Raw genomic sequence first — 18,270 nt, forward strand, 5'->3', positions numbered from 1 at the left:
TAATTAATAATCTTTAATTGGAGCCTTATCATAATAGGCCATTATTTCTTCATGCGAAGGAGGTGTCACAGGTCTTACTAATCGCATTCCTACAAATGGAGCTTCAGGGAACCACCAGTTACTTTTAGGAATTTGTGGATCTAGTTGTTTCCAGAATGGATCAGAAGCTACCCGAGATGCACTTCTTAAATCTACAGCTTCACTATCAAAGGCACCGCCTCTTACACTATTGGGATATAATTTAGTAGGTATTGCAACGGGGTTATCAGCTACTTTACCGTCAAACTGCTGGTAATAATCTTCGATATATTGATCAAAAGTCCATTCTGAAACATTTCCATGCATATCAAATAAACCCCAAGCATTTGGCTTCTTAGTTCCAACAAGATGTGTTGAGCCGTCACTATTGCCTTTATGCCAAGCATATTGATCCAATAGAGCGGCATCATCTCCAAAACTATACGCTTTATCACTTCCGGCGCGACAAGCATACTCCCATTCCGCTTCTGTTGGCAATCTATAAAAAACTCCTGTACGTACGTACAGCCACTTGCAGAACTGAATTGCATTATAATGGGTCATAGCCAAAGCTGGGTGACCTTCTTTCCCCATACCAAAGGTCATATCTAAATATGGTTTTGTAGGACGTGTTACTGCATCCACTTCGGGAGTGATCTTGCCATCTATACTTTGAGTCAACTCATAATCTTTATACAAGAAAGGTTCAAACAAGTTCCAGGTTACCTCGTATTTCCCTATCCAGAAGGGAGCTATTTTTACCTCATGAATAGGCTTTTCATCTGCTTTAACATTCCCACCTTGTTTATATACGCCAGCTGGAATCGCAACCATGTCAAACTTCAATTTTGTCCCTTTTATTTCTTGTACGTAGCTTTCCACCTTTTGCTGTGCAAACAACGAGCTGGACATTCCTGACAAGATAAGAGCAAGTAAACTTTTACGCATTTCTATTTTTTTCTATAAATAATTGGTCATCACCCACCACTAATCCAGATATATTATTTGTCTAAGATATTAATTTCATTGTGTAATTTAAACAATAAGTATCATAACTTTTTTATTACACAGATAAAAAATGACAATTGAATAAAAAAAATAGGGTCTGTAAAACAATGTTTTACAGACCCTATTTGAAAATTACAAGTATCCTTTATAATAAAATATTACGGCTAACTTCACGATCAATCGTTATATATCCGGGATAAAAAATTGATTTACCGGCGACATTTATCGAAGGTTTAATCTTTATTGTAAACAAACCTTTTTTAGTGTTTGAATTAGATCCGATAAACCCAGCGAGATCACCATTATTGATCAACTCATAAATATTTGTATTTAATCTTACCGAGGCCACCGTAGATTGTCCAGGGTCTAAAGAAATCGACTGATTAACAATCCCCTCTGCTAATTGCTTTTTTTCAAACAGAATAATATATTGAAACTGATTAATTGCAGCTTTCTTTAAAGTCGGATTTTCAATTTTCAAGCGAATTACGGCATCCAATGGAATATTTTTACGCAACATTCCCAAAGCTACACTCGGTAGTGCCGATAGATCAATACCATCTGCTTTCACTATTTTTTGAATGGAAGTTCCCGCTACACGAATGCTATCAACAGACTGTATATCAAACTTACACTTACCAAGATTTTCAATCTGGGCTTTTTGCCTACTGATCCCGCAGCTACTCAAAAATGCCACACTCATAAACATCAATAGCCAATTCTTTTTCAATGCTTTTATCATAATTTAATTTTTCCCTCCAAATTTATAAAGAATTCCCAAACTATTTATCGGATGCCCTGCTTTCAAATAATCATTGCTCATCAAACCGAAATTCATGCCAGTCATATATTGTATCTGCCAACCACGCCCTACTTCCATACGGGTATAGAATACAGGTTCTATCAAAACATTCTGTTCTTTATTTGCATTAAGCTGATTTATTTTAAAATCGGTCATATTTACATGTGACAATCGTAAAATTGTACCATAGTTCAGGGCGCGATCTCCACCAAATAAACGAATTTTCTCCCGTTTTGTGGAAGAGTAATTGACTTGGACAAATATTTTATTAAAATCCATATCGCGGCTTTCTACCACTGCTGGCCCCGCCGTTGATGTCCTTGTATCTAGTTCATTTACAACCCCCATCCCATAACCTGCATATACTTCGAGAATACGATTGCGCCGTTGACCAAAAGTCGTAAAATAGCCAATACCCAACTCACCCATTTTTTGAGCAAAATCTGTAGGGCTATCTTTTCGGTCCACATAAGAACCATTTGCAATCACTCCGATATGATCTGAAACTGCGACTCCTCCGCTAGCAGAAACATTTCCCTTTAAATTAATATTTCCGGAAACATATACTTCACCAGCATCTTTAAACATTGGTGCGGCTGGCACATTGGGCATATACATCGAACTACAAGATGACAACAACAATAACACAACTGCTGGAATACTGTAAGGTAGACTTTTATAAATCATGAACGTTTAATATTATCTATAAACTGCAATTCCTCTATAAAATTGTACCAAACTTTGATTCTTGAAGAAATAAATGTATACAATTTTATTAAGAAGCTCTTACTTAAGCTTTAAAAACATAAAAAAGGCGTTAAGTAAACTTAACGCCTTTTACAAATATTGTGTAGCAAAAAAACTTATGCCTTCTCTACAGGAACTACAGAAACTTCTGCAGGAATAATAGAAACATAAGATTTGTTGTTAGCTTTTTTGCGGAAAAGTACTTTTCCATCAACTAAAGCAAACAATGTATGATCTTTACCAATACCAACATTTAAGTCAGGATTGTGTTTAGTACCACGTTGGCGAACGATGATGTTACCAGCGATAGCAGCTTGACCACCGAAGATTTTGATACCTAAACGTTTCGAATGTGACTCACGGCCGTTCTTAGAACTACCCGCACCTTTTTTATGTGCCATTTCTTTATCTCAATTTAAGACTAATGTCTGATTAAAAATTCAATTATAATGTAATACCAGTGATCTGGATTTTAGTGAATTGTTGACGGTGACCGTTTTTCTTTTTGTAGCCTTTACGACGTTTTTTCTTGAAAACGATAACTTTATCACCTTTTAAATGAGACAAAATTTTAGCCGAAATTTTAGCACCTGCCACGTTCGGAGTACCGATTGTGAATTTACCACCATCTTCTGCTAACAATACATTGTCAAATTCAATACTAGCGCCTTCTTCTCCTTGTAAGCGGTGCACAAAAAGAAATTGGTCTTTTGCAACCTTGAATTGCTGTCCTGCTATATTTACTATTGCGTACATTGTTAATAAATTAATTAAATGTGTTTATTGTTAATGAACGGCAAAATTAGCAATTATTATTCAATTCTAAAAATATATTACACTTTTTATTTACCACTACCAAACAGCAACACGTTTCTCGGGTGCTACATACATCTTCGCAGTTTTTGGAATCTGGAATGCTTGATAAAAAGCTTCCATATTATAGACTGGACCATTGACACGAAATTCTTCAGGGCTATGCGGATCGACTTTCAAACGCATGTTCATTCGCTCATCACTATTTTTAATACGCCACACTTGAGCAAAACTTAAAAAGAAACGTTGATCTGGTGTAAATCCATCTATTTTGGTTGCATCTTGTCCTTGCTTTGTTTTTTTGAAAGCATCGAATGCAATATTAAGACCTCCAATATCCGCTAAATTTTCTCCTAATGTCAATTTTCCATTCACATGTTGTTTATCCAGTAAAGTAAAACCATCGTATAAGGCGGCTACCTGATTAGCTTTTGTCGTAAACTTAGTCGCATCTTCTGGAGTCCACCAATCTTTTAGATTTCCTTCTTTATCATATTGACGGCCTTGGTCATCAAAACCATGCGTCATTTCATGTCCGATTACAGCTCCTATAGCACCATAGTTGATTGCATCGTCCGCATTTGCATCAAAAAATGGAAACTGTAGTATTCCTGCAGGAAATACAATTTCATTATAAGGTGGGTTGTAGTATGCATTGACAGTAGGTGTTGTCATCAACCACTCAGTCTTGTCAACTGGTTTGCCCATTTTGTCGATCATTTCCTTATAAGCATGACGTGATGCAGCTTGTAAATTGGCATAATAAGTATCCTTATTGATTTCTACATCAGAATAATCTTTCCATTTATCTGGATATCCGATCTTTTTAGTAAAAGCTTGCAGTTTTTCGATCGCTTTTTTCTTGGTTTCAGGAGTCATCCAATCTAACTTTTCAATACGGTCACGATATGAGATTTCTAAATTATTAACTAACTCCAACATTCTTTTCTTAGCCTCAGGTTTAAAGTATTCTTCGGTAAACAATTTTCCAAGTACTTCTCCTAAGTTATCATCAACCGTACTGACCATAAGTTTCCAGCGTTCCTTTTGCTCTTTCTGCCCCTGCAAAGTTTTACCATACAGTTCAAACTGTGCATTACGGAAGTCTTTTGTCAATGCTGTTGCTGATGAATTCAACAGATCCGCCTTCAATTTAAGTTTCCATACTGGTAGCGGTTCAGATTTCAACAAATTATTTAGAGCAACATAAAACTTCGGTTGCTGTACCAATAAAGTATCTGTTTTAATTGCTAATCTGCCCAAGATATCATTCCAGTTCAGATTAGGTGTCTCCTTTTGAAAAGCTGCTACCGCAACTTTATTATAATTTTTAATCGGATCACGTAATTCAACTGGATTAAGATGAGATTTCGCAATTGCAGTTTCAATCTTAAGTACAGATTCTGCATCCGCTTTAGCTGTAGCCTGTTGACCGGCAAGCGTAAACAGCTTACTGAGATAATTCGTATAAGCTTCACGTATTTTCTTTGCCTTTTCATCCTGATCCAAATAATAACTTGCTTCAGGAAGATTAAGTCCACCCTGTACAAAAGTAGCGGCATTTTTATTACTCATACGTTCATCGGCAGCGATATAAAATGAGAAAAGATCTCCCTCCCCCTCTTTAAAACCGTCGGCACTATAAGCAATCAGTTCTTCGATGGATTTTAAATCATCAATTTTCTTCAGCTGAGCCTGAATAGGTGAAATTCCAAGCTTTTCTATCGTCAGGGTATCCATTCCACTGGAATAGAAATCGCCAACCTTTTGTTGATCCGTACCTCTTTTACTATTGGACTGAGCGGCCTTATCTAAAATACCATGAAGCTTTTGTAAGTTCTCATCATTCAAGGTATAAAATGATCCCCAGCCAGACTCTGATGGAGGAATAACTGTTTTCTTTAACCATTGTCCATTGGCATACATAAAGAAGTTATCTCCTGGATGAACTGTCGTATCCATACCGGATACATCTAAAAATACAGTTCGATCTGCTTGTTTCTGATCCGAACTTTTATTGGATTGGCAACCAAATGCTAGAGCAGCAATCGGTAATATTGCCCATAATTTTTTATTGACCATAATTTTCTTATTTCAAACACCTTGAGTAAAGGTAGTTTTTTTATTAATGCGGAAATAACACATTTTAATAAAATTTGTTTTGGAAAATAGAATTATACTTCTATTTTTGCCAACAGACTACGGAGAGGTGTCAGAGTGGTCGATCGAGCACGCTTGGAAAGCGTGTGTACTTAACGGTACCGCGGGTTCGAATCCCGCCCTCTCCGCATCCTAACAAGGAAAACGTATCAAACCCCTACAAATTGTACAATTTGTAGGGGTTTTCTTTTACACGCCATATCGTTTTTTTAAATACTTCTCATTTCCAGCGAGACCCTAAAAGATGGTTAGCTAGGGTCTCGCTAAAATGAACCGCTAGATAAACACCGCACAAAGGCACTACATAACCAGTCTTTGAACATCTTGACAGTTTATATCCAATAAAATAAATTGAATATTGAAATAAAACATCACACACTTACATGACAAAGTGAATAAGCATAACGAATGGTTTTATTTTTAGATAAAGTCTTCCTATAGCATAGGTATCATTCCTACTTTTTTTGTAGATTGATTATGCTGAACAATCAGGTACGAACATAATCATGTAAGATTAAAATGGACAAACTGACAATCATACTAAACGGAGACAATTTTTCTGATTTAGAAAGTTTCTATCATGAAGTCGACCAAGTCTTGACGAAAGATCTTGATTGGCAAACAGGGCATAATCTAGACGCGTTTAATGACCTACTTTGTGGCGGTTTTGGTGTTTACGATTATGCGACATCTGTAAAAATTGTTTGGACAAAATTTTCTAAAAGCAGAAGCGAATTAGGGGAGAAACTTACAGATACTTTATGTGCGATAATCGCATACCACGATCATATTGAATTTGAGACAAAAGACTAAGAAATAATTGTAGTATAAAGAATAAATGATGGACGTGGTTATCTATAGCTTAAAGCGCCTACATAGGTGACTAACGATAACACTCCCTCCCTAAACTACTAAAAAGCTCAGCTACAAAACTGGGCTTTCTCATTTTTTACATGTAGAATTTTTGAAATTTAATGATGTAAAACGTATCGTTGAAAATTATTAATCAACCGAATATTTACCCAAAGTATTCGAAAATACATAAATACCAGCCGAATATTTATTGCCTAAAAAGACCTCTTTCTAATTGAGTATTTTTAAAGAATACATAGATGGTGCATTGCCTTTGTTAATTATAAAATTTAAAAAAATGAAAAAATTAAATGGAATGAAGAGTTTCTCTTCTTTAGAAAACAAAAAACTAGACTTAGAAAATGTGGAAGGTGTTACTGGAGGTCGTCTATCTCAGGAACGTTTCACCCAAGTTTCTTCTAACTTTTTAAATGCAGACGGTGCTCAAGATTATGATATGTACATCGGTAGTAGATTTGTTGGAAGAGGATGGGATATGTCAGATTGTGACGTTTCTTGGTAATAACTGAATCGATTCATCACATCGTGTACATCTAACATTATTCAAAAGAACATTGATTACCTGGCGAATATGTATGTTCCCCGAGCCCCATTGACTTACTGATTGATTTTAAAGAACACAAGCAATTGTGCATTGAATTTGTTGATTATAAATTTTAAAAAAATGAAAAAATTAAATGGAATGAAGAGTTTCTCTTCTTTAGAAAACAAAAAACTAGACTTAGATAATTCTAAAGCTGTGTTAGGTAGTTTGGCTGGTGGGCCTCAGTATATCAGATCTAATTTCTTAGATGAAAATGGATGTCAGGATGTAGATTACTATCATGGAGGTAAATGGCGTGCTAGATTTTATGATTGTTCAGGTTGTTAATAGTTCTATTTTAAGGTTATGAAGAAATTAACTGGAATGAAGGATTTTTCTGCTTTGGAAAAGAAGAAAATCGATATAAATACTGTAGGCGGATTAGCCATGTCTGGTGGTGTTTATGAAATACGTTCAAACTTCGTCGATGCACATGGTTGCTCTGATGTAGATGTTTATGATGGAAATGGTGGTACATACCTGTCAAGAGTATGGATCAAAGATGGCCGATTTCCTCACCTAGATTAAACTAAATTTCAGTTTTAATCGAAATATATTTCTAAAACATAAGCTGCTTTTGTTTGCAAAAGCAGCTTATGTTTTTAAAAAGACTGTTATACTTAAAAATAGTACACTACTCAAATTTATGATTTTAATCATCTCTAAAAACAATGAAATCACGACCACAACGGTCATAAAGTGGCTTATTGCTATGAAGAAGGAATTTATCCGTATTCATGAAAACGAGGTATTTGAAATCAAAGCTGTAGAAAAAAGAATTCTTTTAAAAAGCACGCGAAATCAATTTTTTCTTGATGAAATAACTGCTGTATGGTATCGACGAGGAAATATCGCATTTGATACATTAAAGTACGAGAATCAAGCTATAAATCGCTATATGTTTGAAGTACAGCACTGGTTAACGGATTATGTAATCAAATCTTTGGAAGGAAAGAAACACATCAATAAGGAAAGTAATAGCCATGTTAACAAACTATTGGTTTTAGAAAAAGCAAAAGAAGTAGGATTGGATGTACCACCTTATTTTTTGGCTGAAGATATGAAGGATGTTATCATCAATCAAACCATTGTGAAACCCATTTCTGGTACGCCGATAATAGATATGGTTCATGAAAATCAGAATGGTATTATGTACACATCGGTCATCGAGCAAAAGAAAGAATCCAATTTCTTTATTTCTTTTTTTCAAGATAAGATCGAAAAAGATTTCGAGATACGAAGTTTCTACTTAAATGGAAAAATTTATTCTACCGCCATTATATCACAAAATGATGAAAGAACAAAGATTGATCATAGAAGATACAACAGCAAAATTCCCAATAGAAATGTCCGGTATAACCTACCTCTGGAAGTAGAGCAAAAAATTACGGTATTGATGCAGGCATTAGATCTAAATTCAGGGTCTTTAGATTTTATCAAATCTGGCAATAAGTTTTATTTTTTAGAAATTAATGCCATTGGTCAATTTTTAGGAATGTCCAATGCCTGTAACTATGGATTAGAAAGAGAAATAGCAACATACCTATAATATGGAAGAAAAAGTAATAGACCTGATTATAAAAGAAGAGAATAAGCTTCCTCTGACATTTGAATACATGGAATTGTATGATGGTAAAAGTTCGAATAATGTAGATTCAGGTTCATCGCTTTATCTAAAATGTTCAACGTATCAAACAGATTATTTGTTACGGACAAAACCATTTAAACGATTGACAAGACTGATATGAGATTTTTTAATTTGTACACTGACATCTTTATAACAAAGGGATATAATCGTATACTAATATCCGATTTAGGAAGAAATGTTTCCAAATTATATCCTTTAGAATTGTATGAGCTTATTGAAGAATTAAAATCGAGTTCCATTGAATCGGTACTTGACAATTATGATCCAGAATCCAAAAATATTGTCCAAGAATATCTCGATTATTTATTGGAAAAGGAATATGGCTTTATTACTGAAAACGATTGGGATAGAAATTTCCCCCCACTATCTTACGAGTACCATGATTATCAATTGGTTTCCAATTTATTTATAGAAATTGAAAAACTATCCGTACCACAAACATTAATAAAATCTGTAACCAATTTAAATATTAAACATGTGGTTGTTTTTTGCAGAAGTTCAGCATCTTCACAAGAAATCATCGATTTTGACCGTGCTTTTGAAAATACACCTTTAGAAGGTTTAGAAATATTTACAGCCTATTCTACTGCTCTTAACGAAGCTTTTCTTCAAGCTGTTCAAGATCGAAGTCAGCGCATTTATCATCTTGTATTTTATCAATGTAAAAAAAACCCTGTGCTATCGAATTCCAGTTTCAGATTTATGGTTGATTTTACTGAAGATGCACTATCCATTAATTCCTGCGGAAAAGTAAATACAGATTATTTCAATACAAATATGCCCAAAGTTCTAGAGGCTATAAATCATAATTCTTGCCTTCACAAAAAGATTGGAATCGATATAAATGGTAATATTAAGAACTGTCCAGCAATGCCACAATCTTTTGGTAACATAAAAGAGATGACTTTAGAAGAAGTGTTACAGCAAAATTCGGTTCAGGAATATTGGCATCTGACAAAAGAAGAAATAATGGTTTGTAAAGATTGTGAATTTAGAAATGTGTGCACCGATTGCAGGGCTTTTACAGAACGTTCCCAATACAATAAAAAAGGTTTGGATATTTCCAAACCCTTAAAATGTGGCTATGACCCATATAGCAATGAATGGTCGGAATGGTCTATGAATCCGCTAAAACAACAAGCGATAACGTACTATGGTTTTGAACAATTGTCTCCGAAAAATTAAATATGGCAAAATTTCCATTCTATAAACAACCGGATTCCAAAGACTGCGGACCTACCTGTCTCCGCATTATCAGTAAATATTACGGAAAAATATTACCCCTCCAGATGCTCCGTGATTTATCCGAGACAACACGCGAAGGATCAAGTCTTTTGGGATTAAGTAAAGCTGCCGAATCTATAGGGTTTAAAACACTTTCTGTAAAAATAGATTTCAAGACACTTGTTGAAGACGCGCCACTTCCCTGTGTAGTGTTTTGGATGAAACAACATTACGTCGTTGTCTATAAAATTGAAAAAAAACGTCAAGGCTACCGGATCTATATTTCAGATCCAAGTTACGGCTTAATTAGCTATTCAGAAGAAGAGTTTTTACAGAACTGGATAGGCAAGGGTGCTACCGATACAACAGAGGAAGGTATTGTACTCGTTCTGGAAACAACAGCACGTTTTGATCAACAAGAAGACATTTCAGACAGATCCTTTTCAATCAAAAACTATCTGAAACATTATTTTTTTAAATATAAATCCTTTATTATTCAATTGGCTTTAGGGTTGATAGGAGGAAGTTTACTGTCCTTGGTTTTTCCGTTTCTGACACAAAGTATCGTTGATATAGGGATTCAGAATCAAGATTTAAATTTTATCTATTTAGTGTTATTTGCCCAAATTATGCTTTATATTGGACAAATGGGCATAGAAGTGATCCGAGGATGGATTTTACTGCACCTATCATCACGCATCAATATATCTATTGTATCTGATTTCTTCATTAAATTGATGCGTTTGCCTATTAGCTTTTTTGATTCAAGGGTAACGGCCGATATCATGCAACGAATCGCTGATCATGGTCGAATTGAACAATTACTTACCAACAACTCTCTACAGACACTCTTTTCATTGATCAATTTTTTGGTTTTTGGTATTGTCCTTCTATTTTATAGCTATAAGCTTTTTCTTATTTATCTGGTAGGTGCTGTACTTTATTTCTTTTGGATTGCATTTTTTTTAAAGAAGAGAAGAGAATTAGATTACAAGCAGTTCTCCCAGCTAGCAGAAGAACAAGGCCAGGTCATGGAATTGATCAATGGTATGCAAGAAATCAAAATGAATAATGCCGAAACCAATAAACGTTGGCAATGGGAAGGTATTCAGATTAAAGTTTTCAGAATTAAAATTAGAGCACTTAAGCTTGAACAGATACAGACTATAGGTGGAAATATTATCAATCAACTTAAAGATGTATTCATCAGTTTTATCGCGGCCAGCCTAGTAGTAGAAGGTCAATTGACATTAGGAATGATGCTTTCTGTGCAATACATCATAGGACAGCTAAATAGTCCATTAATCCAATTTATGAACTTCATTAGACAAACGCAGGATGCTAAAATTGCACTGGAGCGATTGAATGAAATCCACGGGAAGGACGACGAGGAAAGTCTGGATAATAACTATGCTTCTGAAATTCCAGAACAAAATATTTCAGTAACGAACTTAACATTTCGCTATAAAGGATCAACGAATGCTGTATTTGAAAATTTGAATCTATTAATTCCCTATGAAAAAACAACAGCTATTGTAGGTGCCAGTGGATCTGGGAAAACGACTTTAATGAAACTTTTAACAAAGTTTTACGATGCCGATGAAGGCGAAATTAAGATTGGGAAGACCGACATACGTCATATCGCCCCCAGCATGTGGCGTGCATCCTGTGGAGTTGTTATGCAGGATGGTTATATTTTCAATGAAAGTATAGCAAATAATATTGCAATGGGGAATATTAGTGTAGATAAGCAAAAATTAAAGCACGCGGTAGAAATCGCACATATAAAGGATTTTATTGAATCATTGCCAGTAAGTTACAACACAAAAATTGGCTATGAAGGATTAGGTATCAGCGGCGGGCAACGCCAACGGATGTTAATAGCGCGTGCAGTCTATAAATCTCCACAATATGTATTTTTCGACGAAGCTACTTCTGCCCTTGACGCAAATACAGAAAAAGTTATAACAGATAATTTGAATCAGTTTCTAAAAGGACGAACGGCAGTGATAATCGCACATCGCTTATCTACTGTAAAAAATGCAAACAAAATAATCGTGCTGGATAAAGGTAAAGTGGTCGAAGAAGGCACCCATGAACAGCTTGTATCCTTAAAAGGAGAATATTATCGATTAGTAAAAAATCAATTAGAACTTGGCAACTAAAGACAACATATTGGACAATATCAATCTGCGTTCAGAGCAGGTACAGGAGGTTTTAGAAACACCGCCAAATTGGCTTATCCGTTGGGGAAGCCTAGTGATGTTAGGTATAATACTTTTATTTTTTCTACTGGCATGCATTATTAAATATCCAGAATTCATTTCATCTACTATTATTATATCATCTCAAAATCCACCAGAGAAAATTGAGGTTAGGATCGATTCACGGATTGAAAAGTTGATCGCAAAAGATCAAAAAACAGTAAAAAAAGGAGACTTACTGATGGTTTTGGAGTCGTCAGCCGATGATCAAGATATATATCAATTAAAGAAGATTCTCGATTCTCTATCGACGAAACAACTTAGTAAATTTCCATTACAACTTGTTTCCAGCTTTAGATTGGGTGAAGTACAGGAAGATTACAATGCCTTTGCCAAGGCGCTGGAGGAAGAGATATTATTTACCAATCTACAGCCTTATGCTGCAGAAGAGGTAACGGCCCTTAAAGGTATTACAGATTATAAAGAACGTGTTGCAAATCTTAGGCAACAACATATATTAGAATCAAGTAAGTTACAATTGACCGAAAAAAACTACAAGCGTTCCGAATCATTACATCGTGAAGGTGTGATAGCTGCTCTAGAACTTGAAAATGAAAAAGTAAAATTATTGGAAGCGCAAAGGAATTTCAAAAATACAGAAATATCAATTGCGCAATTGGAAGAAACTATTTTAAACTTTAAAAAAATAAAATCAGGTGCAGATGTAAATATTGTTAAAGAAAAAACTTCTTATTCATCTGCTTCTATCTTATTACTTGAAAAGCTCAAAAAAGCACTACGACAATGGGAAAAAACTTATCTCATATATGCTTCTATAGATGGAACATTAAGTTATCTCCAATTTTTAGGAGAGAAACAATTTGTGAAAGCGGGCAGTACCCTGCTCAGTATACTGCCAAACAACAGACAGATAACAATAGGACAAATGCATATAGGAGCGCAGAATCAAGGTAAAATAAAAATAAATCAAAAGGTATTGATCAAGCTTGATAATTATAAGTACCAGGAATATGGTATAGTACAAGGGAAAATCAAATCCATTGCTTTAGTTCAGGATAAAGACAGTAAATACTATATAGAAGTAGCACTACCCAATGGATTACAGACTTCTTATCATAAAAAAATTGTATTTGACAAGGAATTGAGCGGAACGGCTGATATTGTTACAGAAGAATTAACGCTTGCTGAAAGAATATTGAGTCAATTAAGGAGTTTACTTAGATATCAAGATAATTAATGATTGTGTTATTTCGATATATATTACTAACGCTTGGCATCACATGCATTACAGGCAAAGTTTTGTTCGCACAACAGACTTTTGACTTACACCAATGCATTGCCGTTGCACTTGAAAAGAATATCACTTTAGACAAAGCGAAATTAGTTCTTGAAGACAAAAATCTAGATATAAAAAATTACAAAAATGAACGTCTACCTAATCTAAATGGATTTACAAATTTATACAACAATTTTGGACAATCTCAAGATATTTTTGGTAACAATGCACGAAATGACAACTTCAACAGTACATTAGGTTTATCTTCCTCCTATTCGATCTTAAACAATGGCAAACTGAAAAATTTCATTAAGAAATCAGAGAGAGAAATGGAAGCAAGCGGACAAGACTTAGCTTTACTCAAAAGAGAAATAACACTAAAAACTATCCAGGCTTACCTAAACGTATTGTTGCAAAAAGAGATCTGCAAATCGGTAGATACAGCTCTATTTTTTGCAGAGAGCCAACTTGTAAAAGTACAAAAGTCAACTGACCTCGGAGCCACTTCGCTCACTATATTATACGAAGCAAAGGCTAATTATGAACGTGAGAACGAAAAGAATAGACAGGCGCACTACACTATAGATAAAGCTATATTGGAACTTAAACAAATAATGGCTATTGAACCAGATCAAAATTTTGAAATTAATACGGAAACTAAGGCTTTTTCACCGTTACAGCAATCAAGTTCTGAATCTTCGGATTTATACAGTTCCTATTTAAAACAGCACCCTGCATTAAAAAAATATGCATTGTTGAGTGAGGCACTTCAATTTGATCAAAAAGCTATAAAAGCCCAGCTTTACCCCACGATTGATGCGAGTCTAACATTGGGTAGTTTTTATTTCAATAATTTGACTACAGGTTTTGGAAGACTTCCTTTATTTAATCAGCTTCAAAATAATTTTTCTCAACAGATAGGTCTGACCATCAATGTACCAATATTCAACAAAAATACGGTTAAGACAGCTGTTCAAAAGAATAAGATTCAACAGGCTGAAAATGCAAAACAAATACAATTAGAACAGCTTACTATCAAGCAGGAGCTAACAAAACAATTACTTGATCTGGATAATTATCAAAAACAATATAAACTAGCAACTAATGTTCTGGAAGTCACTAAAAAGGCTTTTGATTTAAGTTTAAAAAGTTACGAGGCAGGTAGAATCAGTATATACGACTTAAATACATCGCGTTCGAACCTGCTCACGACAGAGAGTGAGCTGATTCAAACTAAATACAATATGCTATTTACACAAATTTTAATCCATTATCTGAGTACAGGTGACATTAAATTTTAAACCTGTTCAAAAAATAAAATTATCCCAATCCTTCGATAAACTGCATAATCATTTCTCGCTTTCGATTTGAAATAGGAATCATCCTGCCGTCCTTCATTTCCAGTTGCCCGTCTTTAAAATACTTATGGATATAATGGGAATTAATAAGATAAGATTGGTGGCAACGTATAAACTGTTCTTGAGGCAACATCGCTTCAAAATGCTTAATTACTTTAGAAACCATTAAATTGACCCCATCTTTTAAATGAAAAGTAGTATATCCTTTATCACTAAAACAGTATAAAATATCCTCTACATCAACAATCTGTGTAAATTCAAAGGTTCGAAGTGCTATTTTTTTTGGAGTAGCAGGATGTTTAAGATGGCTTTCTGCAATCTTCAGCTGTAATTGGTTTAGCGTAAATTCTGTCGTCTTTTTATAGCACTGTTCAATTTTCTCAATGAGTAAACTTGGATCGATCGGTTTTGTCAGATAGCCAATAGCGCCAAGATTAAGCGCTTCAATAGCATATTGGTTAAAAGCAGTTATAAATATAATATTAGTATCTAAATTAAGATTGGCTAATAATGCTAAGCTGAGACCATCTTTTAACTGTATATCTGATAAGATAAGGTCCGGTAATTCTCTCGGAATGTCGATCTCGGCCTTTTTGATATTAGACGAGCTTCCAACCATCCGCACATAGGGTATTTCATCCAAAATGGATTGGATATAACGAAGTATATTCGCCTCGTCTTCGAGTACATAAATCTTTAACATAATCTAATCAAAATTCAGAGTTAATGGGAAATATATTTCAACTTGATAACCTGTTCCGCCGTGTTTAAAATTCGGATGTTTGCGCATACCTGCAACATGCTTATCCTTTCCAAATAGCAGTTCAATACGCTCCTCGGTTATTACCTGAGATAAGGATTCTTTCTTCTTTTTTATCTGTGAGTTTTCCGCCACTCCCACTCCATTATCAGTAATCTCAATATGTAGCGTACCTTTAGTTTGGTAAAACCTAACTTGTAGACAACCTTTATCCTCCAGGCTCATAAGACCATGTTCTATCGCATTTTCTAAAAAGGGCTGGACTAACATCGGAGGAATAAGTGTATTATCTAAGTCTAAATCGCCTGTTTCCACATGATATTCAAAAGAGTGATTAAAACGCATTTGTTGAAGATTGACGTAGTTATTAAGACTATCTATTTCTTTTTCTAACGGTATAAAATCTTTTCTATTTAACTCTAACATATCGCGGATAACTTTTGTCAGAGTAACCAAATACTTATTTGCTTCCAATTTTTTATCGGTACTGATCAAGCCCTGCAAGTTGGCAATAGAATTATATATAAAATGAGGATTTAGCTGATTTTGCCTATTTTTTTGTTCTAAAACAAGTTGTTTATGTTGCAACAACAATTTATCATGTTCAGCTTTGAAGAGTTTTTGTTTGTAGGAGCTGAAAACAAAAAAGACAATAAAGATCGTCAATATGATGAAAATTATAAATGTCCATCGCTGTTGGGTAATAAATTTACTGTTTAAATCATTATTTTCCTGAAGAGATCGAATTGCTTCATCTTTCTTCTGAGCATCATAACGTGCAGTAATGTCAGCTATCGCTGTCTTTTGCATCACCTCAGTGGCCTGTAGATATGCTTCATATTGTTTTCTACCATATAGATAAGCCTGTTTATAATCGCCTTTTTTTTCATAAGATTTGCTTAAGATATCCAATACCGAAGTCATATCTTTGGTTTCCTTTTTGTTTTTACGAGCGATTTCCATCCCCCTCTTCACATATAGAATAGCTGAATCAGGTTGATTGTTAGCAAGGAATAGGTCGGCAAAATTATTGTACTGTTTTAATGCCGTATTCTCTTTCGTTTTGGTGAGATAGTTAAAATATATCCTATGTCGATCAACAGCTTCTTTTGTCTTTCCCTGTTTTTTCAGCCATTGTGATTCAAAGTCAATCGAACGCATTAAGGCCATTGTATCATCCAATTCTCTAGCCAAAGCTTGACAGCTATCCAGATATGTCTCAGCCCCAGGAGTTCCATCAAGATCTAAGGAGATCATAAAACGAATATCATAGTACATTTGAAGGAAGCGTGCAGATGTTGCATAAGGATGATTTTGTCTGAACAATTTAATATACCGTAAAGAATTCTCGGAGTCCTGATTAGTATAAAAAATCATGGCCAACATGTTGTCATATAAAAATAAGAATACAGACTTAGATTTCTCCACCTGACTTCTTGTATTCATAAGCTCCTTGGTCACTTCTGAGCTATTAATATCTGTATGGTCGGCTTTACTTTTTAAGAGCACATATTTCTTTAAAGCCCACTCATCCACCTGCTTAGGTAATATATATATGTTATTCACACTACTTATCAGTGAATCATCTTTAAAACCAAAGGGTAAATTAAGTGCTTTGAGTGCCCAATAATAAATATTCTTGTTAAAATTGGCTGATTTTTCATACTCGACAAACAGACTATCTCTGATCCGATTATTATCCTGTGTTGAATTTATAATCGAACTTAACAAATGATGCTTTGCAACACTGTCCAAAGTCAAACCTGCATGTTTAGAAATTGTTGGCTTCTGACTGGAGTCACAGCTTACAAATATGGTTAAAAAATAAATGCAGAAAATTATGCTCCAAATTCTATTCAATTTCAGCAAGCGACCAGTTTTTAGACAATATTCTTTCATCCCTATAAAAATCATTTTTTAAAACAACTAATATAAACCATTTTCAATATTCGCTATGGTTCAACCAATATTCGAAACGATCTTGTCGATATTTAAATAACAAGATTGTCCGAAACTTATTCTATATGTAAAAATAAATAAGGTTACAGAAGTATCTACTTCAATTAGTTTGTTTCAAATATATTTAAAAAATGGAACTAGTCTGGGTCTCTCAATTCAATTATATAGATAGTCAAATAAAAAATGCTAAAATTATTTTTAAAAAAAAATCTGCCAGTTTACCATATTACGTAAAATCTAAACCCTATAAATCAGATAATTTACAGGGTTTAGATTTTATTTTAAATTACGATTTTCTATCTAGTACCTATTTTGGTTGGTTAAACATGTACCAAGCGATCTTCCATTTGTTACTTTCTTTTTTCATTAAAAAAAACTCTCGATTTAACTCGTTAGATTTTTGTCCACTAGCACGGATCAATTGACTTCCGTTTGATTGAGTTCGAACAAATACTACACTATCTTCAAGTATAACTGCTTCCTCCATTTTAAAGGATACATTAAGCAGGATTGCTTTAAAAACATTTTGATAAGCTATTGTAAGTTCATGTGTTCCTGTTGCTGTGGGCAACCCTGTTGGCATAAATATACCGTCAGCCGTATATTGACCGACGGCCTGCTCGACATTTGATTTATTCAGGGCCTCAAAATAAATAGTCAAAGCATCTTCGATTTCCGCTTTTATTGTTTGTTTATTCATTACTGTTGAATTTTCAAGTTTAGAAATATGTGCATCATCATTCCGTTGATTTGTTTCATCTTGACAGGCTAATAACATAAAAAAAAACACTGCCGCCACCATGGCCTTTATCATAC

Annotated in this window: 19 protein-coding genes and 1 tRNA gene; 11 read left to right on the top strand and 9 right to left on the bottom strand. The window is 34.4% G+C overall.

Annotated elements, in window-relative coordinates; all coding sequences use genetic code 11:
• Nucleotides 1-3: 3 nt before the first annotated feature.
• The 6 genes from ACFS6I_RS16065 to ACFS6I_RS16090 all read right to left on the bottom strand — a co-directional run bounded on the left by ACFS6I_RS16065 (nt 4) and on the right by ACFS6I_RS16090 (nt 5,470).
• Nucleotides 4-966 (bottom strand): formylglycine-generating enzyme family protein, encoded by a 963-nt coding sequence (locus tag ACFS6I_RS16065; RefSeq protein WP_021189838.1) that lies wholly within the window; start codon nt 964-966, stop codon nt 4-6.
• A gap of 205 nt (nt 967-1,171) precedes the next feature.
• Nucleotides 1,172-1,768: a hypothetical protein gene (locus ACFS6I_RS16070; RefSeq protein ID WP_380922086.1), complete on the bottom strand. Its 597-nt coding sequence runs from the start codon at nt 1,766-1,768 to the stop codon at nt 1,172-1,174.
• A gap of 3 nt (nt 1,769-1,771) precedes the next feature.
• Entirely contained in the window at nt 1,772-2,515 is a 744-nt protein-coding gene (locus ACFS6I_RS16075; RefSeq protein ID WP_380922088.1) for a hypothetical protein, read from the bottom strand.
• 176 nt (nt 2,516-2,691) lie between these two features.
• On the bottom strand, nt 2,692-2,976 hold the full coding sequence (gene rpmA / locus ACFS6I_RS16080; RefSeq protein WP_021189836.1) for a 50S ribosomal protein L27: 285 nt from the start codon (nt 2,974-2,976) through the stop codon (nt 2,692-2,694).
• Between the two features lie 43 nt (nt 2,977-3,019).
• Nucleotides 3,020-3,331 (bottom strand): 50S ribosomal protein L21, encoded by a 312-nt coding sequence (gene rplU / locus ACFS6I_RS16085; RefSeq protein ID WP_021189835.1) that lies wholly within the window; start codon nt 3,329-3,331, stop codon nt 3,020-3,022.
• Nucleotides 3,332-3,427: 96 nt separating this feature from the next.
• Nucleotides 3,428-5,470 carry a M13 family metallopeptidase gene (locus ACFS6I_RS16090; protein ID WP_380922091.1) on the bottom strand — a complete coding sequence of 681 codons (2,043 nt, stop codon included), beginning with the start codon at nt 5,468-5,470 and terminating at the stop codon, nt 3,428-3,430.
• A gap of 121 nt (nt 5,471-5,591) precedes the next feature.
• Here ACFS6I_RS16090 and ACFS6I_RS16095 point away from each other — a divergent pair.
• The 11 genes from ACFS6I_RS16095 (at nt 5,592) to ACFS6I_RS16145 (ending at nt 14,678) form a co-directional block, all read left to right on the top strand.
• A tRNA-Ser gene (locus ACFS6I_RS16095) sits at nt 5,592-5,676 on the top strand.
• Nucleotides 5,677-6,067: 391 nt separating this feature from the next.
• The gene (locus ACFS6I_RS16100; RefSeq protein ID WP_380922093.1) at nt 6,068-6,361 is read left to right on the top strand and encodes a barstar family protein; all 294 of its coding nucleotides are present in this window, start codon (nt 6,068-6,070) and stop codon (nt 6,359-6,361) included.
• Between the two features lie 337 nt (nt 6,362-6,698).
• Entirely contained in the window at nt 6,699-6,923 is a 225-nt protein-coding gene (locus ACFS6I_RS16105; protein ID WP_132843965.1) for a TIGR04139 family peptide modification target, read from the top strand.
• 162 nt (nt 6,924-7,085) lie between these two features.
• A complete protein-coding gene (locus ACFS6I_RS16110) occupies nt 7,086-7,292 on the top strand; it encodes a TIGR04139 family peptide modification target (RefSeq protein WP_132771936.1) in 207 nt (68 codons plus the stop codon).
• 18 nt (nt 7,293-7,310) lie between these two features.
• Nucleotides 7,311-7,532 carry a TIGR04139 family peptide modification target gene (locus ACFS6I_RS16115; RefSeq protein WP_132771937.1) on the top strand — a complete coding sequence of 74 codons (222 nt, stop codon included), beginning with the start codon at nt 7,311-7,313 and terminating at the stop codon, nt 7,530-7,532.
• A gap of 118 nt (nt 7,533-7,650) precedes the next feature.
• Nucleotides 7,651-8,553, top strand: a complete 903-nt coding sequence (gene gwsG, locus ACFS6I_RS16120; protein WP_380922096.1) for a grasp-with-spasm system ATP-grasp peptide maturase — start codon at nt 7,651-7,653, stop codon at nt 8,551-8,553.
• Between the two features lies 1 nt (nt 8,554).
• The gene (locus ACFS6I_RS16125) at nt 8,555-8,752 is read left to right on the top strand and encodes a hypothetical protein (protein WP_380922098.1); all 198 of its coding nucleotides are present in this window, start codon (nt 8,555-8,557) and stop codon (nt 8,750-8,752) included.
• The gene (gwsS, locus tag ACFS6I_RS16130; protein WP_380922100.1) at nt 8,749-9,837 is read left to right on the top strand and encodes a grasp-with-spasm system SPASM domain peptide maturase; all 1,089 of its coding nucleotides are present in this window, start codon (nt 8,749-8,751) and stop codon (nt 9,835-9,837) included. The genes ACFS6I_RS16125 and gwsS overlap by 4 nt, the downstream gene beginning before the upstream one ends.
• A 2-nt stretch (nt 9,838-9,839) precedes the next feature.
• Nucleotides 9,840-12,041: a peptidase domain-containing ABC transporter gene (locus ACFS6I_RS16135; RefSeq protein ID WP_380922102.1), complete on the top strand. Its 2,202-nt coding sequence runs from the start codon at nt 9,840-9,842 to the stop codon at nt 12,039-12,041.
• Nucleotides 12,031-13,338 carry an HlyD family secretion protein gene (locus ACFS6I_RS16140; RefSeq protein ID WP_380922104.1) on the top strand — a complete coding sequence of 436 codons (1,308 nt, stop codon included), beginning with the start codon at nt 12,031-12,033 and terminating at the stop codon, nt 13,336-13,338. Before ACFS6I_RS16135 ends, ACFS6I_RS16140 begins: the two co-directional genes overlap by 11 nt.
• On the top strand, nt 13,338-14,678 hold the full coding sequence (locus ACFS6I_RS16145; protein WP_380922106.1) for a TolC family protein: 1,341 nt from the start codon (nt 13,338-13,340) through the stop codon (nt 14,676-14,678). Before ACFS6I_RS16140 ends, ACFS6I_RS16145 begins: the two co-directional genes overlap by 1 nt.
• A gap of 19 nt (nt 14,679-14,697) precedes the next feature.
• On the opposite strand, the gene ACFS6I_RS16150 is transcribed toward ACFS6I_RS16145, so the two are convergent.
• The 3 genes from ACFS6I_RS16150 to ACFS6I_RS16160 form a co-directional block, all read right to left on the bottom strand.
• A complete protein-coding gene (locus ACFS6I_RS16150; protein ID WP_380922108.1) occupies nt 14,698-15,438 on the bottom strand; it encodes a LytR/AlgR family response regulator transcription factor in 741 nt (246 codons plus the stop codon).
• Nucleotides 15,439-15,441: 3 nt separating this feature from the next.
• Nucleotides 15,442-17,394 (bottom strand): sensor histidine kinase, encoded by a 1,953-nt coding sequence (locus ACFS6I_RS16155; RefSeq protein ID WP_380922110.1) that lies wholly within the window; start codon nt 17,392-17,394, stop codon nt 15,442-15,444.
• Nucleotides 17,395-17,761: 367 nt separating this feature from the next.
• On the bottom strand, nt 17,762-18,268 hold the full coding sequence (locus tag ACFS6I_RS16160) for a YybH family protein (RefSeq protein ID WP_380922112.1): 507 nt from the start codon (nt 18,266-18,268) through the stop codon (nt 17,762-17,764).
• Nucleotides 18,269-18,270: the final 2 nt, after the last annotated feature.

The organism is Sphingobacterium anhuiense, from assembly GCF_042686355.1.
In the GTDB taxonomy this organism is placed as follows: domain Bacteria; phylum Bacteroidota; class Bacteroidia; order Sphingobacteriales; family Sphingobacteriaceae; genus Sphingobacterium; species Sphingobacterium anhuiense.